Origin of the sequence: Psychrobacter sp. 1044 (assembly GCF_904846525.1) — a bacterium.
In the GTDB taxonomy this organism is placed as follows: Bacteria; Pseudomonadota; Gammaproteobacteria; order Pseudomonadales; family Moraxellaceae; genus Psychrobacter.
Genome location: NZ_CAJHAZ010000009.1, coordinates 33,342 through 60,334 on the forward strand (window position 1 = coordinate 33,342; position 26,993 = coordinate 60,334).

General features: G+C 43.1%; 19 protein-coding genes and 1 pseudogene. 5 read left to right on the forward strand and 15 right to left on the reverse strand.

What is annotated here, in order from left to right; translation table 11 throughout:
• Positions 1–102 precede the first annotated feature (102 nt).
• The 6 genes from JMX82_RS07755 to JMX82_RS14415 all read right to left on the reverse strand — a co-directional run bounded on the left by JMX82_RS07755 (position 103) and on the right by JMX82_RS14415 (position 8,176).
• On the reverse strand, positions 103–771 hold the full coding sequence (locus JMX82_RS07755) for a M48 family metallopeptidase (protein WP_201540106.1): 669 nt from the start codon (positions 769–771) through the stop codon (positions 103–105).
• Between the two features lie 2 nt (positions 772–773).
• Positions 774–2,315 (reverse strand): DUF1513 domain-containing protein, encoded by a 1,542-nt coding sequence (locus JMX82_RS07760; protein WP_201540107.1) that lies wholly within the window; start codon positions 2,313–2,315, stop codon positions 774–776.
• A gap of 3 nt (positions 2,316–2,318) precedes the next feature.
• The gene (locus tag JMX82_RS07765; RefSeq protein ID WP_201540108.1) at positions 2,319–3,467 is read right to left on the reverse strand and encodes an imelysin family protein; all 1,149 of its coding nucleotides are present in this window, start codon (positions 3,465–3,467) and stop codon (positions 2,319–2,321) included.
• A gap of 148 nt (positions 3,468–3,615) precedes the next feature.
• Entirely contained in the window at positions 3,616–5,295 is a 1,680-nt protein-coding gene (locus JMX82_RS07770) for a di-heme oxidoredictase family protein (protein WP_227676477.1), read from the reverse strand.
• A gap of 295 nt (positions 5,296–5,590) precedes the next feature.
• Positions 5,591–7,051, reverse strand: coding sequence for an imelysin family protein (locus JMX82_RS07775; protein ID WP_201540109.1), 1,461 nt, complete (start codon positions 7,049–7,051; stop codon positions 5,591–5,593).
• A 471-nt stretch (positions 7,052–7,522) separates the two neighbouring features.
• Positions 7,523–8,176, reverse strand: coding sequence for an OmpA family protein (locus tag JMX82_RS14415; protein WP_055124860.1), 654 nt, complete (start codon positions 8,174–8,176; stop codon positions 7,523–7,525).
• A 351-nt stretch (positions 8,177–8,527) separates the two neighbouring features.
• On the opposite strand from JMX82_RS14415, the gene JMX82_RS07785 reads away from it, so the two are divergent.
• The 5 genes from JMX82_RS07785 (at position 8,528) to minE (ending at position 13,425) form a co-directional block, all read left to right on the forward strand.
• A complete protein-coding gene (locus tag JMX82_RS07785) occupies positions 8,528–9,490 on the forward strand; it encodes an acyltransferase (protein WP_201540110.1) in 963 nt (320 codons plus the stop codon).
• A gap of 326 nt (positions 9,491–9,816) precedes the next feature.
• The gene (locus JMX82_RS07790; protein ID WP_226950354.1) at positions 9,817–10,878 is read left to right on the forward strand and encodes a hypothetical protein; all 1,062 of its coding nucleotides are present in this window, start codon (positions 9,817–9,819) and stop codon (positions 10,876–10,878) included.
• Between the two features lie 126 nt (positions 10,879–11,004).
• Positions 11,005–11,868, forward strand: a complete 864-nt coding sequence (gene minC / locus JMX82_RS07795) for a septum site-determining protein MinC (protein ID WP_201540111.1) — start codon at positions 11,005–11,007, stop codon at positions 11,866–11,868.
• A 451-nt stretch (positions 11,869–12,319) separates the two neighbouring features.
• Entirely contained in the window at positions 12,320–13,135 is an 816-nt protein-coding gene (minD, locus tag JMX82_RS07800; protein ID WP_045444058.1) for a septum site-determining protein MinD, read from the forward strand.
• Positions 13,135–13,425: a cell division topological specificity factor MinE gene (minE, locus tag JMX82_RS07805; RefSeq protein ID WP_055124765.1), complete on the forward strand. Its 291-nt coding sequence runs from the start codon at positions 13,135–13,137 to the stop codon at positions 13,423–13,425. Before minD ends, minE begins: the two co-directional genes overlap by 1 nt.
• 108 nt (positions 13,426–13,533) lie before the next feature.
• Here minE and JMX82_RS07810 read toward each other — a convergent pair whose 3' ends face one another.
• The 9 genes and pseudogenes from JMX82_RS07810 to pilG all read right to left on the reverse strand — a co-directional run bounded on the left by JMX82_RS07810 (position 13,534) and on the right by pilG (position 26,907).
• Positions 13,534–14,061 carry a cytochrome b gene (locus JMX82_RS07810; protein WP_055124766.1) on the reverse strand — a complete coding sequence of 176 codons (528 nt, stop codon included), beginning with the start codon at positions 14,059–14,061 and terminating at the stop codon, positions 13,534–13,536.
• Between the two features lie 146 nt (positions 14,062–14,207).
• Positions 14,208–14,723, reverse strand: a complete 516-nt coding sequence (locus JMX82_RS07815) for a hypothetical protein (RefSeq protein WP_201540112.1) — start codon at positions 14,721–14,723, stop codon at positions 14,208–14,210.
• Positions 14,724–14,740: 17 nt separating this feature from the next.
• Positions 14,741–15,745 (reverse strand): chemotaxis protein CheB, encoded by a 1,005-nt coding sequence (locus tag JMX82_RS07820; protein ID WP_201540113.1) that lies wholly within the window; start codon positions 15,743–15,745, stop codon positions 14,741–14,743.
• Entirely contained in the window at positions 15,735–22,643 is a 6,909-nt protein-coding gene (locus tag JMX82_RS07825) for an Hpt domain-containing protein (RefSeq protein ID WP_201540114.1), read from the reverse strand. The genes JMX82_RS07820 and JMX82_RS07825 overlap by 11 nt, the downstream gene beginning before the upstream one ends.
• Before the next feature lie 30 nt (positions 22,644–22,673).
• Positions 22,674–23,615: a CheR family methyltransferase gene (locus JMX82_RS07830; RefSeq protein ID WP_413786763.1), complete on the reverse strand. Its 942-nt coding sequence runs from the start codon at positions 23,613–23,615 to the stop codon at positions 22,674–22,676.
• A gap of 145 nt (positions 23,616–23,760) precedes the next feature.
• A pseudogene (locus tag JMX82_RS07835) lies at positions 23,761–24,834 on the reverse strand (methyl-accepting chemotaxis protein); the annotation flags it as partial.
• A 516-nt stretch (positions 24,835–25,350) separates the two neighbouring features.
• A complete protein-coding gene (locus JMX82_RS07840; protein ID WP_055124771.1) occupies positions 25,351–25,881 on the reverse strand; it encodes a chemotaxis protein CheW in 531 nt (176 codons plus the stop codon).
• A 3-nt stretch (positions 25,882–25,884) separates the two neighbouring features.
• A complete protein-coding gene (locus JMX82_RS07845) occupies positions 25,885–26,247 on the reverse strand; it encodes a response regulator (RefSeq protein ID WP_045444033.1) in 363 nt (120 codons plus the stop codon).
• Between the two features lie 282 nt (positions 26,248–26,529).
• Positions 26,530–26,907, reverse strand: a complete 378-nt coding sequence (pilG, locus tag JMX82_RS07850) for a twitching motility response regulator PilG (RefSeq protein WP_045453505.1) — start codon at positions 26,905–26,907, stop codon at positions 26,530–26,532.
• Positions 26,908–26,993 lie beyond the last annotated feature (86 nt).

The window sequence follows — 26,993 nt, forward strand, 5'->3', positions numbered from 1 at the left end:
ATGTCTAATCATATCAGGCTTATTAGAGCGTGTCTCATTTTAAAGATGGTGATGAAAATGAGGACATGCCTTACGATTATGCATATTATTTAGATAAATCGTTTAATCTAATTTTCCAGTCTTCCCCGCCAGCATATCGTGCCAATGCTGATAATCTGGCATTGCGGTTGCGACCGTTTGCCAAAAGGCACGGCTATGATTGGCATGGTGCAAATGACACAGCTCATGGACAATGACGTATTCGGTGCACGCAATAGGATAAGCAGGCAGATACACAGACAACCAAATTCGGCGCGCACGCGTGTTACAACTGCCCCAGCGCGTATGCATTTTTTTTAGGCGTATCTCATTGGCTGTCGCACCGATAATCGGTTGCCACTTTGCAAATAATGCAGGTATCGCTTCGGCGAGATGTTGCCGATAATAGGCAAGTTTTTCATCATGATTTAAAGTGAACGGTTGCTCTACACCCCACAATGGAAAAGTACTATCAGCAGTTGAAGCTTCCGCTAAGGGAAGTTGTTGCCGTTTATACTGCTCTAATACTTGCGGATGGTTTGCTATCGCCCATGACACGCGTTTCATCACAGCCTGCGCAGCTTGGGCTGGGCTAATAAATAGTGGTACAGATACCAGTAATTGATGCGGCTTTAAGCGGAAATTGATATTTTTTACCCGCTTTTTGCTGATATGCAGTTCGATATCTGCTTGCGCCAAATACTGTATCGATTTTTCTAATAAGGGAGACTGATATATTGGCGGCACATTCATGCTCAGAGCGCTTGCAGATGATTATCAAAGGACATCATATGATATTTACTGTTGATAAAAATACGCTCACCTTGATCTATAGTAGCAAGTTCAGCAGCTGCCAAGCTATTAACAGTTAACGCCGCTAACTGACCTTGACCATCACTAACGATAAAACCTGATTGCTCATTATTATCTTCTGCTTTTTCAGTATTATTATTAGACAATACTGCTGCACCTGCACAATCTGGTAGGCTAACATCATCAATCAATGTACGAGTATTTAAATCGTAAATCGCTGCACAACCGCCAATTGGTGTGGTCACGCATAGTAGGTTACGCGCACTATCGACCGCTACACTGGCGATATACTGATGAAAGCGCTGCCATTGATCATTGGGCATCATGAGCGCTTTAAAATCAGTATCACCGCGCTTATGGGTCAATACTAACGGTACATTAATATGCTTTTCGCCTTGGAATTGAATGCCTATCATCACCGTTCCATCGTCATGCATGGCTAGGTGACGCACGCTCATTTGATTGTGCTCAGGCATAATCTGCTCAAGTAAAGCGCCAGTATGACGATTAAGGTAAACCAATGATGGACGCATACTGTCTAAATTGAGCTCTTCACGCGACGCTTGCTCGGTTTTGATACCACCATTAGCGATCACTAACGTCTCGCTATCAGGATGCATAATCAGCTCGTGCGGACCGATACCATGCGAGTTGTACTCTGCTATTTTCTTATAATTATCGTAAGCATCGTAGATACCGATTTTACCATCCAAACTTATGGTGTCATTCTCGGTCACATACAGCAATTCACCGTCTAAACTATAACAAGCGTGTCCATAAAAATGACGGTTGTTTGCAGCGTTAATGGCGAATTTTACTTCTCCAGTTGCTGTGTCTAATACCCAAAACTTTTCGCTCGGACGACGACCCATAACCACGACGTCACGACTGCTATGATTCTTCACCGTACTATCTTGATCACTAAGCACAGGCTGAACGACAATATCATGGACACGTTCAGGCATGGTCGTTTGCCAAACAATTTGTCGCTCAGCATCAATACCGACCACACCAAAATCATTATCATCACGCTGCTCATCATTTGCTAATGCGCTATTTTTTGGCATAGACGCCACGCCGCTAACCCAACAAATGGGTCGCGTCAGTACGGTGGTGGTATGTGCTGCGCTAAAGTCAGCGACGCTATGATGGCTGGTATTATTCCTATCATCTAGCGATAAATAATAAGCGTGCTGCCATGCAGTAGCGGCTTGCTGACAAGCGTAACTAAACCGTGCTAGCTGGGGTGTTGGTGTAGAGGTTAACGACTGCAACTGCGAACGTATGCCTACGACATAATCCTGCAAGCGGGCATCAGGCTGACGCTGCTTGCGATAACGATGATGAATACCGACAAACGCTACGGTACCCATTATAGTAGAAAGCATCGTCAATGCTGATGTTGCCAGCAGCTCATTATTAGACTGCTTATCTTCTGGCTGCGGCGGTAATTTATTTGCTGTCTTAGTATCGATAGAGTGCATTTTTTAATCGCCATCAGTACTGTTAAAGCCCACACGGATACCCAGCGCCGGAATCAATTGGCGCTTAATAATACGTGTAATAGTCGTGAGGTGATCATACAGCTCTTGTTGAGTAGCTTTATCGGCAGTCCCTAAGTCTTCTGGCATTTGCGCTAATAGTGTGGTGGCATCAGCAAGCGCGGTCGATAAATTATCTGCTACTTCATTTTCATTATTGCTGCCCAAAATAGCGGTCAAAACGGGATCTGTCAGTGCTTCATTCAATGTCGCCAATTTAGCATTGATAATGGCACGGCTTTGCTCTGCGGTAGCGGCTGGCAAATGACCTTTTGCCTTTCCTGTTAAACCTAACGGTTGATCGATGGCATTAGACTTCATGGTCTCAACCAACGAGAGTAAAGAATTAAACCATTGATTCAATCCTTGATCGCTGTCAGCCGTTTTATCAATGGCTAATAGATTAGTCGCATTTTGCTGCCAGTTTTTCTCAATATCTTTGAGGCGCGTGCTCAAAGCACTGCTTGCACTCATCACATAAGCACATTGAGCAGCATCCAGACTGTCATTGGCATATAACGCTTCTTCTAATCCTGGCACCCCTTGCACGATGGCACTCTCGTTAGCCAATTGCTCGGCGGTGAGCTTAGGATTGGCAGCGATTAGCTCGGCAACGCCACTGTGTACCAGACCGCGCTCATCAGGATAGTAATTGATATATAAATTACTCATGCTGGCGGTCGCTGGACCAAAATTAATCATCTCAGCGCCTGCCCATGCTTGTGCGAGCACTAGCCATTGATCGCGCAGTGCATGCAGCTCATCACCGCTGACTGGTGCTTGCTGACAATGCTTTTGTGCCAAATCATGCAATAAATCACTCTGTTTTGCGGCATCCGCATAGGCTGGAATGACAATGTCATTTGCCACATGGGTCAAATAGGTCTTTTCAGTCTCAGCACTAATATCAACAGCGGTAATTTTATCTCCACTACTATCTTTTTCTGCAGCGCTGGTAGATGCCGCACTGTCTTGCGCAACTTTTTGGCTATCTACTTCTGGCGCTTTATTGTCATCAGCCGGTTTAACACAGCTGATCAGCAAGCCTGCGCTTAAGGCCGATAAGGCCATCGCTAAAGCATGGTTTATTTTCATAAATTTCTCAATATTATCAATAATGGTTTAAATTCTAATCTTTACAAGCTCTAGTCTCTAGTGTTTGATTGGGCGGATAACCTTATCAACACTTACTTATTTTCTCAGTTATTGCTCAGTCATTTAGCATAGATAAATGACCTTATCTCTATAATGACTGTAAGAACGCATTCAATTCAGAACGACCTTGTTTGTCGAGTTTGAGTACTTTTTGCTGTTGCTTCTGGGCTTCACCGCCGTGCCATAGCACCGCTTCCATCAACGTACGGGCGCGACCATCATGCAAAAATGTTGCTTGTGGATCGACCGTTTGCGCCAGACCAATGCCCCATAAAGCAGGCGTACGCCATTCATAAGAATTGGCTAAAAACTCAACTTGGATATTTTTTGCGGGTAATTTCCCAGCAATCGTGCGGTCGGCAAGATCATCACCCATGTCATGTAATAGCAAATCCGTATAAGGATAAATCACTTGTCCATGCTGCTCGAGATGGTCATCATCGGTTTTTGGCAACTGATATCTTGGCGTATGGCAACTTTGGCAACCCATATCATAAAAGCGTTTTTTGCCCGCTAGCACTAGCGTATCGTCAGCATCACGCCGATGTGGTACGGCTAAATTGCGCGTATAAAACTCTACAAACTTAGCCACTTCATCATTGACTTCGACGGGCGACTTACCATTGCCTTGCTCATCAGCCCCAGTCGTCGCATTCATACAAGCCGTCTGTGTCGGCATACAGGATTCATGAGGACGTATATTTGAGGTCAAGCCCATGTCTTCATTAAAAGCACTTTGGTTTTGAGTAATCAGCTTGGTTTGCCCAGCTTTCCAGCCAAAGCGTCCAAGGGCATGCTTGCCAGTCTGTGGATCCATGACCCAATTGAACTTGCCACTGATATCGCCATTCGTACTGTTTTTATTATCAACCGCTTGTTTTTTAATCGCTTCATCCGGTATTTGCTCGAGTAACCCAAGCCCAATCATCGGTAAAGCCACTCGCGGCGACACCATCAAGTCATCATCAAATGCACCATAACCCGGTTTGGTTAAATTAAAGGTGGGCGCACGCAATGTTTCGATATGACCATCTGCAAAAGTAACGGGCTTGTCTGTCCATTGCACCGCAATTCTGGCTTCAGCAGGCACACCTTGGATACCTCGATCTTGTAACTGACCACCATACATAGGATGAACGACTTTTTCCATAAGTGAGTTTTGCAGTTGCTGACGCTGCTCATCGGTGGTCGCTGGCATCGCAAGGCGAATAAGCAAGCTATCGGCATCGTCATCACTGGTCATAGGTGCATGACCGCGACCGTCCTTGACATGGCACGACTGACAGGCAGCAACATTGAACAATGCGCCCAAACCATCGCGGCTATCGGTACTGGCAGGGGCAATCACCCACGGTTGCCGAAAAAACGCATTACCAATAAAAAAATGCCCTTTCCGTGAGGCCGTCAAGTTTGATGAAGGTTTAGAGTAACTCTCAGCGCTGCTAATACTGATTCCTGTATCACCACCTTGCTTGACCTCTTGCGGATCAAAGCTTGCTAATTGCTGCATTGGTACGCCAGCGAGCGTTTCGATGGTTTGGAGGCGTTCAGGTGTTAGCGTTGGGTTGTCAGCATTATTAATGGCAGATTTTTCGTTTTCAGAAATATCATCAGACACACCGTCCGTCGGCTGACAAGCACTAAGGGATAGCACACATAGAATACCAAGCGTTGGCTTTAACAGGGTAGTTTTGCTGACAAAAGACGCATAAAAAGAGGCAGGGGTTTTGGCTTTGAAAATATTTGTGGTGTTCATCGTGGTGTTCATAAAGAGTACCTTAGTTCTAATCTAGAACCATTAAAATCGCATGCTATAAAGTGTTTCACTTCTAGTCGATAAGGTACAGCGATGTACTGACCTATCAGGCTATTTTAATATGGTAAAAAAAACACGCTGCCAACGGTAGTCGACAACGTGTGTATTATACCTAAATTATTTTTCCATGAAAATAATTCTCATTAGCTTATAACGACTTGTCAGGCATTATCGATCAATGCTATGTCGGTCAATACTATGTCAATCACTGCTATGCTTGCTGTTAAGCCAGTAAATTCGTGATCGGTTAAAACTGCGAACCTGCGTCAGCATCTAAATTGTCAATACCGACCGCTTTTGCCGCATTTTCGATACCAGCTGTCAGCTCTTGTAGGCTAGTGATACTATTTTCAATCCAGCTACGACGGGTATTTTGCTCTTCAGCTGAAATACCTTGTTTGCTTACTTGACCAGCGGTGGCAATCATTTGATCAACTTTTATGCCTTCTTTTTCACCTTTTTCAACAATCACATTAAAGGCGGCTTCTACCTTAGCAAAGTCAGTCGCCAATTTATCAGCCGCTTCTTTGTTGTTCGTATCGACTAGATAGTTTTTAACACCATAACCACCAACGCTCTTACCAGCGACTGTCTTATAGTTGCCGTTAAAGACATTTTGGATACCACGGGCATTGTTGGCATAGCTTAGATGGGTCAAATCACTGAAGCATTCGTGCTCATCTTCGGTAGAGCCCGTTACAAACGCAACCTGTATACGCTCAGAAGCAAGCTCACCCAATGCTAGGCTGCCCATCTGATACATGATTTGGCGTAGACCATTATCGTATTTGCGAGCCATCAGGTCGCTACGTAAGGTATTCTCACTCTCAGGCTGCCACTCAGCTTCCATGGCAGTCAAATCATCAACCAATAATTGAGTCGCTGCTTTTAAGAACGCGCCACGACGCTCACATATACCAGCATCTGCATTGACCGTCTCACCACTGGTACATTGACCTGCTTCAGTTACATAATCAGTCACTGGACGATTGCCTGCACCTTCGCCAACGCCGTTGGTATCTTGTCCCCACAGCATAAACTCAATCGCATGATAGCCGGTCGTCACATTGGCTTCACTGCCACCAATCTCATTCATTTCTGCTAACAGCTCAGGAGTGATAGTACTGGTATCTTGTTTGATACTACCGACCGTAATGCTATCGCTATTGATGATATTGTCTTGGCTATTGTATTCACCTTCATAGCCATCACTAACGTAATCAATCAGCGCCTCATCAAGTGGCCAAGCATTTACCTGCCCTTCCCAACCATCGATACTACCGAGTGCTCGTTTATCATTGGCTGTCACAAAGCCTTCATCAAAACGGAAAATCTCAGTTTGCGAATACGGCTGGCGCGCGGCTTTATACGCCGCTTTTGCCGCATCAAGGTTTGCTTGGGTTGGTGTTGTCACATATGTCTCTACTGCTGTTTGCAGGGCTTTGGCAGTATCTAGCGAATCTTTATAAGCAGCATGCGCCATGTTGGCATAGCTGATCATAAGTCTATCGGTATAAGCTTGATCAACCGCTGATAGTTTCGTCGTACCTGCAGCGGTTGTGTCTTGCACCGCTGTTTGCGTATCGGCGGTAGAGTCCGTGTCTTCCTTGGCTTGCTTGGTACAACCCGACACCATTAACAACCCTGCAAGCGCAGCAGCTAAAGTAGTTGGTAAAATCTTACGGCTCGTTACTGTGGTAATCGTCATACATATCCTCAAAAAGTATCGCAAAAGAAAAATGGGCTTTGAATAAAGAGCATTAGGGCATATCCTCATTTTAAATAATGCTGATAAAAATGAGAAAAACAGCGCCCATAATATCAAGATATTGACCAGAATTTGATACTATTAGACAAAATTTAGCTATTTTTGGTCCATTTAGAACAGCCTCAAATGAACTGACAACCTACCCTAGTATCGCCACAATAACAAAGCTTTGTAAATTATAGTGTTATTGATAATCATTATCAATATTTAATTAATATTAATGTAACCATTTAGCTAACGATTGTTTTATAAATAGAAACACCAAAAATATTTTAATATTGATTTAAAGATAACGGAATCCTGATACATAAAATCATTTTGAATTTGAAATCTAAATATCAGGCATAAAAAAAGGCCAGTTTATCACTGACCTTTTTTAACGCTATAATGACAGCTAAACCATCGTATGAATTAACGTACGTTGTTTGGCGCATTGATGGTTAATTCAACACGGCGGTTTTGCTGACGACCATACTCGGTGCTGTTATCAGCAACTGGGCGAGACTCACCATAAGCGACAACATTGATACGGCTAGAAGCCACACCGCGTGCGCTTAAATAGTTCGCTACTGCGTAAGCACGATCGCGTGACAGTTTCATGTTATAAGCATCAGAACCTTTGCTATCAGTATGACCAGCAACCGTTATCGTATTTTGGTTATACTCATTTAGCGTTGATGCAAGCTTATCAAGCGTTGGTCTAAATGATGGGTTTAAAGATGCATCATCAAATGAGAACGTGATGTTGCCTGGCATTACTAGGTCAATATTACCATTCGCATTTGGCGTAACAGTTACACCCGTACCGGCCATTTGCTGCTCAAGCTGCTTGGCTTGACGCTCCATGTAGTAACCAACACCAGCACCCAAAGCTGCGCCAATCGCGGCATCACGACCTGTGTTATCACCACCTGTTGCTTTTGAAATTGCGCCACCGCCTAAAGCACCTGCCAATGTACCAATGGCAGTTTTGTTCAAGCGTTGTTGTCCAGTGTTTGGATCAGTAGCACAACCGCTAAGAGCTAGACCTGACGCTACTGCTGCAATCATTAATGTATTACGCATAATATTTCCTCTTAAGTTTAAAAAATTATAGACAAAGTGTGCTTTTTATAAATATTTTCTGTTAATTCCATCTACATGCTTAATATACACTCGTCATTATTATGGCAATTACAATCTAATCATGTGTAATATTTTGTCACACCTGTGTATGAGAAGTGCAGAATGATTTAATGAGGCTTTCACAATGATTGGATACATTTGTGTTCTCACTTTTAACTACCCATTAGCGCAAGGTGTTATCACAAGTCACGTTTACACTCGTACACTCTGAAGCGTTTCTGCTAAAATTGTGCAATAAAACTGGCAATGAATCATTTATATACTAATAAGACTGACCGAAAAGGATTTAGCATGCGATTGACATCCACTATTCGAAAAATACACGAACGCAACCCTAAATTAGGCAAAGCCGTTTCACTTGCGACGGCGACTGGGGTTATTGCAGCCAACAGCTTCGGTGGTAGTATTCCCTTATGGTTAATGGGTGTTGGCAAAGTCATCACTGGTGCTCCTATCGCAGACAAAGCGGTCATCAAAATCGCGACTTATTGGATCAGTAGCAACAGTGCCTTGATCGATGACATGTTGCCACGTAAAGATTGGCGCATCAGCTTACCCGATGACGTGCACATCAATGGCAAATATTTGCTGGTCAGCAACCATCAGTCTTGGGTCGATACCAGTATCGTGCAGTACATTAGTGAAAAACGCTTGCCATTGACACGGTTTTTTACCAAATTTGAACTGATTTACATTCCGATTGTGGGTCAAGCCTTTTACTTTTTAGACTTCCCAATGATGCGTCGGCATTCTAAAGAAGCCGTCGCTAAAAATCCTACTCTACAAGGCAAAGACATCGAAGAAGCCAAACGTGCCTGTGCCCTGTTAAAAGACAAACCTTTTACTTTGTTAAATTACTTAGAAGGCACGCGTTTCACCAAAGCCAAACATGCAAAGCAACAGTCTCCTTATATGCATTTATTGAAGCCACGGGCAGGCGGCCTATCTTTAGCCATTAACGCGCTAGGCGAAGACATCGATGGCATGCTAGATATGACCATCGTTTATCCTGATGGTGTGCCAAGTTATAGTGATTTGTGGAAAGGTAACATCAAGCGTTTGGGCGTCGATGTGCGTTATATTGAGATGCCTGATGCATTATTTAACGATATTAAAAATGGTGGTTACGAAAATGATGACGCGGTAAAATCTCAAATGTTTGATTGGGTAGAGCAAATTTGGCAGCAAAAAGATCAGCGTATTACCGATATGTTGGCTGAGTTTGAAACAAACCCTAAAGCTCCGAATGCTTAGAAACATCGTTAACAGAGCAACGGCATACAACAGTGAATTACTTTAAGTCGTTTTAAAACTACGATTGAGCGCTGTTGTTTAAAATACTAATGCTAGATGTCAATTCATAAATGCTAACTGTAAATCCCAACTCGTAAATGATAATGCGTAATTATAATGAAAGATGGGTTGTTTTTTGGCTCTATTCATTGATAATGTGAATAGTCATGAGCCCATGACTTTTTGACCGTTAGTGACTTGATAGCCCTGTACTATTTGAGCCGCTTATTTTTCGTGTTATTTATCATTTATAAGGTTTGACTGTGCCCGCTTCCTCTTCTACTAGCCTGCCTCTAGACTCAGCGCCTGTATCCAATCAGCCGCCTGATAATACGCTGCCACCGCCAAACCGACCCACGCCAAATCGCTTAAAACTCACTTACGATATCGTGATGATTATTGCCATCAGTATCGATCTATTATTGATTAGTATTGATGCTATCTTGATGAGTAGCTTTAGTAGCAATGCCGCAGGATGGCTCAGTATTAGCGATGCTCTCAGTTGGTATCAAAATACCTTACATGAGCCTTTGCGTACCGCTGGTGGATTTTTTACCCTATTTTTGATCTTTGAGCTACTGCTACGTTGGGCGATTGCGATTAAACAAAACGTCTACTATCGCTGGTTCTTTTTTCCTTTTGTCCATTGGTATGAGGTATTGGGGTGCTTTCCCCAGCTGCGTGCCTTACGTTTATTCCGAGCGGTCATCATTGGGCGACGCTTATACCAGCTTGGTTACCAAGTGCTGCCGCAGCCATGGATCAATCGGATTAGGTTCTATATCGACTTATTATTAGAAGAGCTATCCGACCGCGTCATATTGACGACTATTCAAAACTTTCGGCAGCAACTGACCGATCCTAAAACGCATAAATCTTTTATTGAATCAACGATAACTCGTAATCGTAACGAGATTGAGGCAGCAGTGCTGTCGATACTGCGCACAGAGTTAGCACCAAAACTACAGGAGTTGACGGCAGCATCAGGTGGCGGCAGTATATTAGCCAGCGAGATGGGCAATGCTATTGAAGAGGGTTTAGCCAATACGCCTGAGCTGCGTCGCTACCTACGCATGATACCGATTGCCGGTAGCTTGATTGAATCACAGTTGCAACACGTCGGGCACAATATAGGCGAAAACGTCGTTTACGCACTCAATAAACGCCTTCTAGACCCCGAACGCCTCGATTCATTGATGGTAGCGATTGCCAACGGCATTGCCAGTATCGATACGGATAATACTGCGTTAGATACCTTGATTTCGAGTATCATTGATGACAGTTTGACTGAATTTGAAGCGCAGGTAAAAGTGCAGCAGTGGAAGCATCAAGAGATGCTTCATCTATAATCCATACTGCTAATAGCACGTCCTGCCTACAAAACATTAGGCTTGGCAAGCAAATGAATGGTATGACTCGATAATAAAAACAACACCGTGAATACAGTGACAGAATTATCTCTTGAGGGTTTATATATGACAGTTTCAGACAACGACAGCCAAGGCTTGAGCGCCGCGCCAGCATTACCAGCATTGGCATTTTATGGCAAGATGCTGACTTTTTCACGTTTGCAATTTAGCACAGATGATTTAAGCGCGATAGACGCCCAGCTTGCCGCAACGCTTAGTAATAAATCTAGTAACATCCCCATCCTTATCGATAGCGAGGTTGAACAAGATCTCTCAGCATTGGTAGAGCTTTTATGGTCGTGGGGCTTACAGCCTATTGGCGTCGTGACCGGTACACTAGATGCGCAAGCCCGTGAGCAGCGATTGGCCATCTTCCCTGCTGATGGCAAACGTATTGAGCGTATTTTACCTAGCAAGAAAGCTGCAACTCAAGTAAGTAAAGCTCCCGATGATAAACATACAGAATCAGCCAGTACCAATTCAGACAGTACCAATTCAACCAGTATCAATGATACTGCAGCCATCAACGAGTCAAATACAGAAACAACGATAGCAACCACCACAGCAGAGACATTGGTGAGCGCTGAGCATATTACCAGCCTAATTTACGATCAAATGCTACGTTCAGGACAAAGCCTGAATCACGTGGGCGGTGATTTGATTTTGACCAATAGTGTCAATAGTGGGGCGGAAGCGATTACCGATAATAGCTTGCACGTTTACGGTCGTGCCCAAGGTCGCTTGGTTGCTGGCGCTACTGGTGACAAGGATGCCCGTATTTTTTGTCAAGTTTTTAACCCTTCTTTGGTGTCAGTGGCAGGAACTTATTGCTTACGAGACAACTTACCTGAGCACGTGATTGACAAATCTGTACAAGTAAGATTTGTAGAAGGTGAAGGCTTAGTATTTACGGTAATGGATGACGCTTAAATTCTTTTGCCGTTAAGAACAATAGATGCGTCCGTGATTTTTATAAATGTAAACAGGCTAAGCCGATTTTCATCATACATGACGCTTATCAAAAAACGTTTATTAGAAAATCTCAACAGTAGACGTTTAGACAGCGCACTTAATATTATAGTAAGTTTATTTAACAAAACTGTTCTATGATGAATCGCTAGCTCTGCCACTATCTACACTACTCGTCAGCGTCTATTTTATTATTCACAATAGGCAATATTGACCAGCAAATTCTAGGTAGCAACGCTTTGTGATCCATATATAAGCTGTTTTTCTGATTTACTATGGACGTGCTATAAATTTTTGTTTATTTATGCTAGGCTACCTTCGCAGGTAGTGTATATATAGCATGTGAATAATGTGCAATTGCGCTATTTTTTTATATAAAAGATATCCCATTGATTCATAGGAGTGTGCCATTGTGGCGAAGATAGTTGTAATCACTTCAGGTAAAGGCGGTGTGGGCAAAACCACGACAAGTGCCTCTTTTGCCGCAGGTTTAGCATTGCGTGGCTATAAGACAGTCGTTATCGATTTTGATGTGGGTCTACGTAATCTAGACTTAATCATGGGTTGTGAAAACCGAATTGTTTATGATTTTGTTGATGTCATCACTGGTAGCGCACGCTTGTCGCAAGCACTGGTCAAAGACAAACAGCTTGAAAACTTGTATATCCTACCCGCCAGTCAAACGCGTGATAAAGACGCCCTGACAGACGAAGGGGTGGCAGAGGTCATGTCTGAGCTGTCTAAACAGTTCGACTATATTATCTGTGATTCACCAGCTGGTATTGAGCGCGGTGCACAACTCGCCATGTATCATGCTGATGAAGCGATCATCGTCACCAACCCTGAGATTTCTTCAGTGCGTGACTCAGACCGTATTATCGGTATCTTGCAAAGCCAGACCAAAAAGGTTGAAGAAAACCAAGGCTCTGTACGTGAGCATTTGATTATTACTCGTTATAATGCCGAGCGTGCAGCAGCCAACGAGATGATGGACATTGATACCATTTCAAATGATATCCTAAAAGTTCCGTTACTTGGGGTCGTCCCTGAAAGTCACTCAGTGCTTGAAGCATCTAACCATGGTGAGCCTGTCATTCATTATACCGATTCAGTTGCTGGTCAATGTTATGATGACATCGTCGCCCGCTTCTTAGGTGAAGAACGCCCACTACGTCATATTGACGTGAAGAAAAAGAGTCTATTACAGCGCTGGTTTGGAGGTCAATGATGACGAAGAAAAAAGGATTTTGGAGTAGCCTATTTGGTACTGACGACAGTGGTAGCGCAGGTAGCGCTAATATGGCTACTGAGCGTCTTAAGGTTATCGTTGCGAGCGAAAATCGCTTAAACAACCGCTTAACAGCTGATCGTATCGAAAAAATGAAACGTGAGATTTTAGAAGTGGTCAACAAATATGTCAATGGCGTACAGATTGATGATGTAAATATCAATCATCGTTCTGAGGACAGCCTAGACGTATTAGAGATGAATATCAGTCTACCTGAACACAAAAAATAAGCGCTGTCTTAGAAAAACAAAAAGCCCTAAGTATCATAACTTAGGGCTTTTCTATATGGCATGAAATAGTAGGTTTACCTATAGCAGCCTACGATTATTTTGATACCATTATTTTATACGCGCTATCAAATTATCTTTTTTGACAAACTGATGATATAGAGCAGCACCGATATGAATAAGTGTAAAGGCAATAATGGTCGGCCAAATAATATCAGTATGCAGGTCATTATAAAAGCGTGCCAACCCTCTATCTGGTGTGACAAATACAGGGATTTGAAACAAGCCAAAAATATCGACGGGGCGTCCACCATAAACGGACATCAGCAAACCAGCTATTGGCATTGCAATTAATAAGGCATATAAGCCAAAATGCGATAGTTTAGAGGCTAATAACTGCCACTTTGGCATCGGTACAGGTGGCGGCGCCTTAATAAATACACGATTAAGCACCCGTGCTATCATCCAACATAACAAACTAATACCAAACGCTTTATGCAACCCAATATAAAGATTGTTATCCAGATTATCGTACAACAGAATCATTATCCACGTAACCAACAGTAAAACGGCACTGATCCAGTGAAATATCCGGCTGCTGACTGGCCACTTTGACACATTTGAATTGCTACTATTCATGAGCTGTCCTATTACCCTCATCACTAATTATCTATCATCAATGTTATTGACAAAATAACCACTCATTCAACGATTAGCAATCATCAAAGTAATTGGGTAACCCTATTTCTCTGATAGTAGAAATAAACCCCGATATAAGCGAGAAGCTAACTGTCTAAATCGACCAATTGATGCGCAATTTTATCTAAGTCGGGCACCAAATAAGCCTTATCATCGATCATAACCGTTTGGAAAAGATAGGATAGCATAACGTTTTCATCAAAAGGTAGGGCTGTTTTGTCGCTGTCTATATTATCGGCATGCTTAGGGCTGTTAAATTGCTCAGGAACGTCAGTATCTTTAACCTCAGAAATACGCACTTGTCGGTGGTGCAGCTCGCCTGCCGTTTGTAAAGCTAAGCGATGATCGGTAGTATTGCCCTCTAATACAATCATGGTATCTGGCATTTGATCCTGTGGTAGCAGATGACATACTACTATCTTTTGCTGCTGACATTCATAGGTTGCCGTGCGCTCATTATAATCATCCACACTCAAAATCAGGCTGCTTGGAATAAGCCAATCAGGTTGGTCAAATGCTGGCACAATAGTGACATCAAGCATACCGTTATTTGTGGTCAGTAAGCTCACTGCCTCAAACGAATGTTTCAAAATTTGTTTCATACATCGCTCACAATCAGTTAATGCAAAGAGGCTACTACTAATCTTTCATCAATATAGTCTGTTAGTTTTTGTGCTAAATCCGCTGGACTGCCAATAAAACCACAATACCCTGAATCAATAATCGCCTGAGGTTGACTTGGGCAAGCGCTTAAGCTGGGATCTTGCACCCACAATTGACTGTTGTTTTCTTGAATGAGATCCAGATACTGCGAGCCATCATTACCCATACCAGAAAATATAATATTGATAAGCTCGCTACCATAAACGTCACTGGTGTTTTTGAGAATCTGACCAATCGCGGGCTTATACTCACCCTCCCAAGCTTGCTCTAGCAATATGACTCGACCGGTAGAGTCACAAACAATCTGTTTATCAATAGGAGCTATAAGACACTGGCCTGCTCTTAAACGCTGCGAAGAAGTAATCACCTGACAATGCCAGTCATTATGACGATTCAGGATGCGTGGCAGTGTGCCAATCATCGTTTTATTAAAATGGTGCGCCAGTAAAATACATACCGGTAGCGTCGCCGACAAGTTATCCAAAAATTCTTTTATAGCACTCGGCCCGCCCATAGAAGCACCCAAAAATACTACGTAGCGCCAGTCTGCATCAGCATTATCAGGTTTGTGCACGGGTGCATCCATTAAAACGGGTAATGCCAACATATGTGCCAGCTTACGCTTTAATTTGCGCTGCCATTTGGCATATTGCGGCGCTTCATTTAGATAAGGTGCTTGACTAAAACCCACTAACACCGCAGCAGGTTTAGATGCCGTAGTCGCGGCTACCACACTGTCGTCGTAATCACTATCTATTAGCCAGATGTCAATCGAGGTATCAGAGCTCCCCTGTTTTTCTTGCAGTTGCGCCCGTGACATACAGCCAACAAGGCTAAAACCACAACTGCGTACAGTATCTGAAAAGGCCATACGCTGATGATGGTCTTCTGCCACTACCATCACCTTAATATCGTCCTTGTTTTTTCCTCTTAGCGCCAAGACACGTGCATTATCCTTCATAAGTTACGCTGACCTTTTGACCCAGTATGTGCTGGATTTTATTAAGTAGCTCTTGTTCTTGGAATGGCTTACCCATGTAATCGTTCACGCCAATCTCTAGTGCACGCTCACGATGCTTTTCACCTGTACGTGATGTGATCATGATGATTGGGATATGTTGTAAGCGCTTGCTGTGTCTCACTTGAGTAGCCACCTCGAAACCATCCATGCGTGGCATTTCAATGTCGAGCAATATCATGTCTGGTATCATGTCTTGTAATATTTCAATTGCATCGATACCATCTTTTGCCACCGCCACAGTAAACCCTTGGCGCTCTAAGAAACGTGACGTCACTTTACGTACGGTAACAGAGTCATCAACCACTAAAATAGTAGACTTAAACTCTAAACGACTTCGTTTAGAATCAGCAGATTGTGAGATATTTTTGACCAACTGCGCATTACGCATCAAAGCAATCAAGTCTAAGATAAGCATTACTGAACCATCGCCCATGATAGTCGCTGCTGAAATACCTGGTAGATTCGATAACTGTTGTCCTAGAGGTTTGACCACGACTTCAATACGTGACCCTGCAATCTGATCAACCTGCAATGCAATATTCTGTCCGCTACGATTCTTAATGATAATAAGTGGCAAACTGGTATTGGTATTAACGACCAGTTCATTCAGTTCATTGCCTGACAAAATCTCATTTAAATAACGCACTCGATAATCAACATCTTCAAAGTTTAACGTTGCATCACCTGACTGATAATAGTCATAAAGCTTCTCTGGATTAATCCGTACCACACGCTCAATCTGTACCAAAGGTATCGCATAATAGCGATCCGCGGCACGCACAACCAATGCATCAGATACCGCAACCGTCAGTGGTAAACGCATCGTAAAGCGTGAGCCTTTACCCAGCTCTGAAACAACTGATACAGCGCCACCTAATTGACGAATCTCGCTGATGACCACGTCCATGCCCACGCCACGTCCAGAAATCTGCGTTACTTGCTTACTGGTACTCAATCCAGCATGGAAAATATACTGCATGATATCAAGATCAGTTAGGCTGTTATCATTTGCATCAATCAAGCCTTGAGAAATGGCTTTATTACGAACGGCTTCTACATCGATGCCGCGACCGTCATCTATTAACTGAATGACAATCTCACTACCTTCTCGATTTACCTCAAGAGTAATGCGACCACTACGCTCTTTACCTGCTTTTAAACGCGTTGAGGTATTTTCGATACCATGATCGACGGCGTTACGGAGCATATGTTCAAGCGGTGAAGTGATGCGCTCTAGAATGGTTCTATCCATCTCATCATCGGCATTGATGATCGTTAATTCAACAGATTTATTCAGCTCATTGGCAGTTTGTCGTACGATACGCTCAAGACGTGGCGTTAAGCGCGTAAACGGCACCATACGTGAATTCATAAGCCCATCTTGTAACTCGGTCTGTGTACGAGACAGCTGTAATAAAAGGCTTTCACTGTCTCGTGTTTTTTCTAATAGAGTATGATTAATATCAATCAAATCTGAGGCTGACTCTGTCAAAGATTTGGATAACTGATTTAAAGAAGAATATTGATCCATCTCTAGAGGGTCAAACCCTTCATGATTAATCAGCTCATCGTCTATCTGCGACAAGATCTGCGCCTCAAGCTCGATTTCCATTCGACGTAACTGATCAGCCAAGCGCTGTACCGTAATACCCATATCTTCGATACTATTGGTCAAGCTACTCATGCCCATATCGATACGAGCACGGTTGATGGCTGACTCACCAGACAGATTAATCATATGCTCGATCAAACCACCTGAGATACGAATCATCTCGTTATTATTGGCACTCTGATCTTCCTCACCCGTACTGCTGAGCATAGAAGGCATCTCACTAATATCTTTTGCCAGATACTGTGAGTCTTGCTGTTCTCTAGCAATAAAGAGCGCTTCATGCTGCGATTGTAGGGATTCTTTAGGGATTTGCTTTAGGCTGTCAGGATTTTTACTAAATTGCTGCAATGCCTCAATCAATAGCGCAGGCGTCGGTGGATTGACATGTTGTCTAAGGATAGAGATCGCATCAGCAAGCCAGTCATGACTGGCAACCAGCAACTCCAATACTTTTTTGGTAGCAGGACGACGATTATCTACAAAATCTGTATAAACCGATTCCATTTCATGTGCCAGATCAGCGATACCAGCTGCGGTGACCATTCGTGCGCCACCTTTGATGGTATGCAAATCACGCTGCAATGCCTGTAATGCTGTCGTATTATTGGTATCTTTTAAGAACAGTTGCAGATACTTATTACGATTGGTGAGCTCCTCAGCTTCTTCTAAAAACACCGACAATATATCAGGATCTGGCAAACCATTCGCCCATGACTGTTTAATCATCATGTCTAGGCTCAAGGTATCCGATACGTCAGCGCTGAGGTGAGCGTTGTTAGCCACCCTACTTTGTATTTCAGGTTCGAAGTGGGTTTTCGGTATAGGTATGATTAGCTCTACCGTTTCTGGCAAGGCTTGGGCTTTTACAAACTGTTGTAGTTGCTCAATCAACGCTGAGGCAAAAAATGATTTTTTATGATTTACGATATGCAGTACTTGCAACGACATGGTGTCTTGCACTATTTGCATTATTTCAAGCCATTGTGCTGTCGGTATTCTTCTATTCTCTACAAATGCTTCATAGACACTTTCAGCTTCATGGGTCAGATCACCAATACTACGAATACCTGCCATTCGCGCACCACCTTTGATAGTGTGCAGATGGCGCTGTAAAACTTTTAGCGCATTGATATTGCTGATATCAGCACGCCACTTATTAAAACTCTCATCCAGCGCGGCATCGAGCTCTTGAGCTTCTTCTAAAAATATCTCTAATAGCTCAGCATCAGTATCAATAGATTCAAGCTGTAGCTCAGGTGCTGCAACGGCTCTCACGACAAAGATACCCTCATCACCATTGCTATCATCGTCCTGGTAAATACGTTGTAGATCTTCAATAACTTGTTGGTCAATCTTCAATGACGTGCTACCAGCCAATGCGTCGAACAAACCAACCAATTGAGCATGACCAGCATGTAAAACCGCTTGGGTATCGATATTTCTTGCTGTATCAATATTATCTTTCAAATAGGCATAAGCGTGACCCAACTCATTGAGAATATAGGTGAATTTTGGAAACGCTTCTGCTTTATTGGCTAAGTAAGCTATTTGCGATATTTGCTGCGATATATAGCCCTGAACATGTGCTGTCTCAGAATGATTAAGTGCGTCATCTAACTCCCACTCAGCATCCAATAGTTCATCAATATTATTATCTAACAACTGCTCTATCGTTGGTTTGTTATCAGCCGTGACCTTATCATCGCTAATGACGTATTGCTCACCAAGCATGGCTTGCAATGAGGCTATATCTTGCTGACTTTGCGCGTCTTCGATCGATATATTTTGCGGCTGAACGTTTTGCTTGTAGTTGTTTAAATAACCGTCCATTAGCGTAGCAGACTTCGCCAATGCTTCTAGATGTTGAGCATTCATGGCAGTATCTTGCTGCTGTAGTAGCTCTAAGCTATGCTCTATCGTTGCGCTAACCTCGCTGATCGCTGCTAAAGCGCTAGAACCTGAAGCCCCTCGCAAGGTATGAAATGCGCGTACAATCTCATCCGTCACTTCAATATAAGACTGATCTTGATGCTCATCAACGAATTGGTCAATATCTTGCAATAGTCCTTCTGCTTCGTCGATAAAAATCTCACAAAACATTTTTTCTTCTTCGCTTTGCGGTGCTAAATAAATAGGCGCTTCTGCTATCATTTCATTGACAGAATTAATCGTCTGCAGCGTGGTATCTATCTCTGTATTAAGATTATCTTGGGTCGGGCTATGCTCATCAATAGCAGGCGACAGTACTGACGCTTGGATGGTCTCATCCTCAGAACTATTTGATGCTTGCTCATACAAGGCAGAATAGCTAAATGCATCCCCTTGCTGTTTGCTATAAGCATTAGCGCATGCGATCCATAAAGGCACCATCGCTGGATAATTTTGGCTGTCATTTTCAAATACTGTTAGCATCGCAGGATAGGCAGCTAGCACATCAGCAATAAGCTGACGCATATCTGCTGAGACAGTCACACTATGATCCAAAATGCGATTAAGCATATTTTCTATAGCCCAAGCCAGCTCAGCCGTATAATTTGCACCGACCATACGACCGGAACCTTTTAAGGTATGGAACCCTCGACGAATATCCACCAATCCGCTTAAGTCAGCTGGCAATAATCGCCAATCTTCATATAAAGGTACAATCTCAGCCAATACTTCATCAGCTTCTTCTAAAAATATCTCTTTAATATCAGGATCGGCATCATGAGCATCTGCCGCTAGCTGCTCAGTTTCTTGCATAAAGGGTTTGAGTATCGCTGGAATATCAATAGCAGATAAGGAAGCAACAGCAGTGCTCTTTGTACTATCAGCAGTTGTCTCGTTTGACTCATTGCTCATGTCGAGAGCACTTAGCAATTCAGCATCATCATCAAATGGAGGCGATAGTTCTAATGCTGAGTCTGAATCAGCAGTGACAGCATCTAATATGGTCAGCCCAGCATTGATAGGTTGCTGTGTCATGAGGTTATGGCTTTGTAGAATAGTGACAGCAGGATCAAAGCTTGGAGATTGTTGTGCTTCAAAATCTACCACTAATGCTGGTAGACGTTTTGCCGTATTCATCACCAGACTTACAACTTCATCTGTGACAGGCAGCGTTTTATCTAACAGGCGATTGAGCAGATTTTCGATCGACCATGCCATCTCGCTGATGCTAAAAGCCCCAACCATACGTCCTGAGCCTTTTAAAGTATGGAACCCTCTACGCACTTCAGTGAGTGGGGTTAAATCCTTTGAGTCTTGCTGCCAGATATGTAGAAAGTCTTCTAAATCAGCAATGACTTCCGTCACCTCTTCGATAAAGATGTCACGAATCTCTGCGTCCATCTCAAAATTATCAGGCTTAACTTGCTCACGAGCAAGCGTTAATGGTTCACTCTCGGTACTATCATCATCAGCCGTATCTTGCCCTACCACACGCTCATTATCTACATCAGTCAAAGCTTGGTTAGCAACATCATTTTGACTATTAGCAGGAGTAATCTCGCCACTATCATCGTAACGCAATACGTTGGTCGCTACGGATTTTTGGGTAAGGAAAGTGTCTTTAATGGTCTCTGGCGATGCAATATAATGAGTCAGAAGTTGGGCGGCAGTCGCAGTATACTCATTTGCCCGCATTAATAGCTGCGGGTCAAAAACCTGCTGCGCAAGGTAGTCAAGCAACAATTCAATAGACGTTAGTCCTTCAGCCAATGCCTGAGTCACATCCCAACTGAGTACGTCAATCTCATGAATGGTCAATTGTGTAAATATACTTGCCATATCATTCATGGTTTGACGAATTGATGGCAATCCCATGTCGGCAAAAGCATCGCCAATATCGGTAAAATCAGCAGCAATGGGCAGTAAGTCAGTGTCTTGACGCTGTACATATTCATGGAAGCTTTGTTTGACATCTTCTACCGCGATGCGCAGCTCACGTAAACTTCCACCAACAGAAGCCGTCGCAGGACTTTCTTCCGACTGCGTGTCAATATCTTCAAACGTTGCAGACAATGTCGTAAAAGAAGCGGCATCCCCTATCTTGAGAGATATCGTCTGTTCAGTATGATAGATAGCGTTATATAGCTCTTGAAGCTGGCGCTCAATCTGCCATTGTTCTTGTGCAAATCCTGTTTCTGATGATAGAGCCTGCTCTATGTCTGTAACAATTTCATGTATTTGCGACACGTAATAAGTCCAACCTCGACCTTCGAGTTGACTTTGTATTTTCTGTAAAGGAACAAGAAGCGTGTCTGGCTTATCCAAAGTAAAGATAAGTGTCTCAAGCTCACTGAGTATACGTGGTAAAAAGCGTGATCCCGTTGACGACGTTTGCGACAAATTATTTAGAAGTGACAGAGTGCGCTTGCTACTTTGAGCAAGGCTATTTAGTTCGATATACACCCTTATGATTAAGCTTCGAATAACGCTTGATGACAACTCAGCTTGCTGAGTGCGAGACTCTATTACTTGATCCAGCTGACTTAGCAATGACGCATAATGCTCAGGTAATGGGGTGTCATTATGAGCAAGGTCATTTAGCCACAGTTCCGTTAAGTACCAAAGGCGTTGTAAGTCATCATGTTGAATGGTCTGCCATAAGTATTGGCTGACTCTTTCTAGTGTAGTCAATAAGGACGGTTGATTGGTATTGGCACTCAATAACGCTTGTACTTGCTGTCGCCAAACCAGTAATAATTGTTGATAGTGATAATCAGCTAAATGAGTCGCCGTTCTATTCGCCGGCATCATCACTTCGATGCTATTGATACCATCGATAATATGATCATCGATAGCATGATTATTTAGATTCTTATGCTGAGTATTCGCCAAGCTGACCGAGATATCTGGCGCTACCCCCAGTTTCGATAGTGCTTGAGTAAGCTCGTCAGCAGCATTATCAATTAAAACGGTGTTGTGATTACCCATACCTGCGTATTGATTCAACTCACGCTGTAGCAAGCGATGAGAAAACTGACCAATGCGGCGGTCGTTAGCAGAAATACGATCGCGACTGCTAACGTCTGCCAGCAAGCTCAGTTTATTGGCAAGATCTGCTAATAAATTAAGGCGAATCATCGTTAGCGCGCCGCCAACCTGATGATAATGTTGCACCATCTGCTCGTAATCAGTGCTATCAGCGTCTAACTGCCAGCCATCAGATATCTGTGATAATTGCTGATTAAACAGTGGTAATAACCACTCAAGCGTCACTATGTCATTGGGCTGGTTTTTCATAGGGTTATCCTAACTTGTCTAGGCACTAATCTAGACATTAATTTTTTGCCACACATTAACCTGTGGGTGCGCAATACGGCGCATATTTGAAGGACGCCAAAACAACGCCTCACCTGGAGCCAATATAATATATCCACCTAACGCACACTGCTCTGATAGCTTTGCCAAAATATCACGCTGATCAAACTTGCGAAAATATAGCAGCATATTTTGACAGATAATGACATGCTGAAGGTGCGAAGTGGGTGGTTTTTGCTCAATAATATTGTGTAAAGCGAAGCTAACATAGCGTCGTAACGTTGGCGCAATCTGCCAGTCGGTCTGAGTGCCAGTCATCGCCTTTTTTGCGGTAGACACCTTATAAAAATGCGATTGACTGATATCACACTTAGCTCGCCATGGCTGAACGAACTGCTGGCACAGGTCTGGAATTAACGACTGCTGCCGCTTATCATACTGCCCTAGTCGTGCTTTTGTAATGGCTTGTTGGCTGACATCTGTACCCAATATCGTATAATTAATCAATTGTTCAGAAGCCAAGCTCATCGCCAATGACCATGTTTCTTGTCCACTGGCACAACCAACACTCCAAATGCGAAATAAATCATTAGCATCATTGTCGTGACCACGATCAGTACTAGTGGCAGTAAGCTGCTGGCGCTGATGCTGTAATGCACACTTTGTGACAAAATCGATAGAAGGCATATGACGAAAAAAACGACTTTCGTGAATCAGTACTTTATCCAATAACTGCTGGCGTACTTCATCGTTTTTTGGTAGTTGACACCACAGCTTTTCAACTGTCAATCCATGTGATAATGCCGTGTGTTCAATCGCATTTATCAACCATTGCAGCTGGACATTGGGTAGAACGAAACCAATCTCTTGTTCTATATATCGCTGCCACTGCTGCACATCAAAACTGTCTGCCTGCAGCAAACCTTTAATCAACGAGGGCTTGATTGCTTTGATAGAATTGCTGTCTGGTTGAGTAAAATTATTCACGTCACCTGCTATAGTCACTGCTGCAAATCATCGTATCTGCACAGTATATTATTAACACATTAATTTAAAAACGGTCAGTGGTCTCACACCTACTTGACGTTAACACTTGTCATTACACACTTGCTGATAACGCTTCTTCGCTATCCAACATCTCGTTTTCTAGTAGCTCATCATCGTTCGATACTTTAAAACCAGTGACTGACTCTTGCAATGCTGCAGCCATTTCGCTCAGCTCACCAATAGAGCGCGCGGTTGCCATTGTGCCAGAAGAGGTCTGTGAGGTAATATCTTGAATAATATTCATCGTATGAGAGATGTGACCAGCTGACTCGGCCTGCTGCAAAGCGGCGTTTGAGATGTTTTGAATCAAGTCAGCCAAGGTATTAGAAACGCTCTGCACTTCTTCTAGGGCTTCACCAGCATCTTTTGCCAAGCGTGCACCGCGCACAACTTCAGAGGTCGTCGATTCCATTGACATAACTGCTTCGTTGGTATCTGCCTGAATGGTTTTCACCAAGGTTTCAATCTGTTTGGTAGCGTTAGCTGAACGCTCAGCAAGACGTTGGACTTCATCAGCAACGACCGCAAAGCCTCGACCGGCCTCACCTGCCATCGATGCCTGAATAGCAGCATTCAATGCCAAAACGTTGGTCTGGTCAGCAATATCATTAATTAAACCAACGATATCACCAATTTCTTGCGAAGACTCACCCAGACGCTTAATACGTTTTGAGGTCTCTTGAATCTGATCACGAATCACGTTCATACCTTCAATAGAGCGCTGTACAACTTCCGCTCCATTATGAGAGATGGCTACTGAGCGCTGAGCAACAGTCGCCGATTCTGAAGCGTTGTTCGAAACTTGGTCAATCGATACTGTCATCTCATTAATAGCCGCTGATACACCAGCAATTTCTTGTGCTTGGTGCTCAGATGCTTCAGCAAGTTCGACTGCATTCATCTGTGTTTGGTCTGAAGACTGCGAAACGCGGTCAGCCGTGTTGTTAATAACCAAAACCAATTGACGTAATTGGTCAATCGCAAAGTTCACTGAGCCAGCAATTGCCCCAGTAAAATCTTCTGATACGGTGGCATTAACCGTCAAATCACCTTCTGCTAAATCACCCAATTCATCAAGTAGACGTAGAATAGCAATCTGGTTACGTTCGTTTTCTTCTTGAATTTGACGCGCTCGCTCAGATTCCGCTTCTGCTTCCTGACGACGACGCAAGGTTTCTTTTTCAATGAGTAGACGCTCTGATCCCCCACGCTGCTTCAGTAACTGATACAGAGCAAAGAGGATGCCTAATACCCCTACGACAAATATAATCGCTGGTAAAGTAACGGATTGATTAAAATCAGCCAAGTACTGACTTACTGACGATAACGAATTGACCAGCCAAATCAGGCAGGCCACACTTATTAGCACAAAAAACCCTAACAATAACTTCCACTTGCTATTAGCGTCCTTGCCATCTGTTGTATTGGTCGTACCAGCTACAGGTTTCTTTATAACATCACTCATCGTACGTATTCCTTTCAAACAATCATCAAAGTCTCATCGTGACTGACTTTGACAATCTTATTGTTATAAAAACAACAGTGATTAGCAAAGCCTGTATGAATACTGACACCCAACCGTATCATGTCATTCGCTATTATTTCGTCATCGTTATAGCAGCCAGATAGCTGTTATCGACTGCTATATTGCAGCATCGGTATACTGCAAGTCTTGTGCGAGCAGGCTTGGCATAAAAACATACCAATCTTGCTCATTTTTAAAGAACTTACCGTGATTATAAGGAGCAAAGGGCGAATTAGGCTCTATAGCTTCGGCACGGTATTGATCATGCGTAAATTGTTCAATCCCAATAACTTGATCTACTAACAGTCCTGAAAAGAGATTGTCATGTTCAATGACAATGACTTTTCGTTGGCTCATTTGCGTTAAACGACTAGGAACCTGTAGAAACTGAGACAAATCGGTGATTGGCAATAGGCGTCCGCGGATATTGGCGATGCCTAGCATCCAAGGCTTCACTAGAGGCAAGCTGGTATACTCTGGCATGGCCAATACTTCTGATACTTGACCCATCGGTGCAACCAACCGCTGTCCGCCAATCTCGAATACCACACCTTGCCAGTCATACTCTTGTCCACCGCGGCGACCACTTTTGCGCGCGCGTGCCAAGTCTGCTAAGCGCAGAAGCTCAATAAACCCTCTGGAAGCCACAATCTACTCCATTACTTTACGAATGATATTAACCAATCCATTTTCGTCAACGGGCTTTGCCATATACTCTTTAGCGCCTTGGCGTTTTCCCCAAACTCGATCGGTTTCCTGATTTTTGGTACTGATCATAATCACTGGAATATGCGCGGTGGTCTTACCTCGAGTAATTTTGCGAGTGGCCTGAAAACCGTTCATCTCAGGCATAACCACGTCCATTAAAATGACATCTGGTAAGTGATCAATGGCCATCTGGCAACCTTGCTCACCATTTATCGCCTCTAATACTTTAAAATTATGTCTGGCAAGCATGTCGCGAAATTTCGCCATCTCAGATGGTGAGTCGTCAATGACTAAAACTGTAGTCATAGGAATTTCCTTTATTTTCGAAAGTATCCATAAGGATATGTTGTTATATTATTGAGACAATCCGACTGAAAGTAGCACGCCAACCATGAATGGCAGGGCAATTCTCTTAACAGTTTCGATTAAATATTGAGCAGTTATCAGTAATATTTTATCAATACTAAATCTCTTAACCGTAATGCCTAGCCTAATTTATCTGATTCTATATAAAGCATAGCAATGCATAAATCATACCAACTTGTAAGAAGATATTTAACGATATATCTACAAGCGGACTTATATATATTAGCGGTACTGATTAATTGCCTCGAACAGCTCATCTTTACTAAATGGCTTGGTCAGATACTCATCTGAACCCACAATACGACCACGCGCTTTGTCAAATAAGCCATCTTTAGACGACAACATAATCACAGGTTTGCTGGCATAATCAGGGTTGTTTTTTATTAGCGCACAAGTCTGATAGCCATCCAAACGCGGCATCATGATGTCGACAAAAATAATATCTGGATTGTTATCGACAATTTTTGCTAAAGCATCAAAACCATCAATGGCGGTCACAACTTCGCAACCCGCTTTTTGTAATAAAGTCTCTGCGGTACGGCGAATGGTTTTTGAATCATCAATCACCATTACTTTTAAACCATCAAAATTATTTTCCATTATCAGTGTCCTATAAACGACTATTTATTCTTAATACCATCCATCAATGCAAAAATTTAACGATTATTTCAACCTGTCATATCATC

Excerpts from the sequence above, each read along its gene's own strand:
- JMX82_RS07755 (WP_201540106.1), bottom strand. The coding sequence starts at position 771 with ATGAATGTGCCGCCAATATATCAGTCTCCCTTATTAGAAAAATCGATA.
- JMX82_RS07760 (WP_201540107.1), bottom strand. The coding sequence starts at position 2,315 with ATGCACTCTATCGATACTAAGACAGCAAATAAATTACCGCCGCAGCCA.
- JMX82_RS07765 (WP_201540108.1), bottom strand. The coding sequence starts at position 3,467 with ATGAAAATAAACCATGCTTTAGCGATGGCCTTATCGGCCTTAAGCGCA.
- JMX82_RS07770 (WP_227676477.1), bottom strand. The coding sequence starts at position 5,295 with ATGAACACCACGATGAACACCACAAATATTTTCAAAGCCAAAACCCCT.
- JMX82_RS07775 (WP_201540109.1), bottom strand. The coding sequence starts at position 7,051 with ATGACGATTACCACAGTAACGAGCCGTAAGATTTTACCAACTACTTTA.
- JMX82_RS14415 (WP_055124860.1), bottom strand. The coding sequence starts at position 8,176 with ATGCGTAATACATTAATGATTGCAGCAGTAGCGTCAGGTCTAGCTCTT.
- JMX82_RS07785 (WP_201540110.1), top strand. The coding sequence starts at position 8,528 with ATGCGATTGACATCCACTATTCGAAAAATACACGAACGCAACCCTAAA.
- minC (WP_201540111.1), top strand. The coding sequence starts at position 11,005 with ATGACAGTTTCAGACAACGACAGCCAAGGCTTGAGCGCCGCGCCAGCA.
- minE (WP_055124765.1), top strand. The coding sequence starts at position 13,135 with ATGACGAAGAAAAAAGGATTTTGGAGTAGCCTATTTGGTACTGACGAC.
- JMX82_RS07810 (WP_055124766.1), bottom strand. The coding sequence starts at position 14,061 with ATGAATAGTAGCAATTCAAATGTGTCAAAGTGGCCAGTCAGCAGCCGG.
- JMX82_RS07815 (WP_201540112.1), bottom strand. The coding sequence starts at position 14,723 with ATGAAACAAATTTTGAAACATTCGTTTGAGGCAGTGAGCTTACTGACC.
- JMX82_RS07820 (WP_201540113.1), bottom strand. The coding sequence starts at position 15,745 with ATGAAGGATAATGCACGTGTCTTGGCGCTAAGAGGAAAAAACAAGGAC.
- JMX82_RS07825 (WP_201540114.1), bottom strand. The coding sequence starts at position 22,643 with ATGAAAAACCAGCCCAATGACATAGTGACGCTTGAGTGGTTATTACCA.
- JMX82_RS07845 (WP_045444033.1), bottom strand. The coding sequence starts at position 26,247 with ATGACTACAGTTTTAGTCATTGACGACTCACCATCTGAGATGGCGAAA.
- pilG (WP_045453505.1), bottom strand. The coding sequence starts at position 26,907 with ATGGAAAATAATTTTGATGGTTTAAAAGTAATGGTGATTGATGATTCA.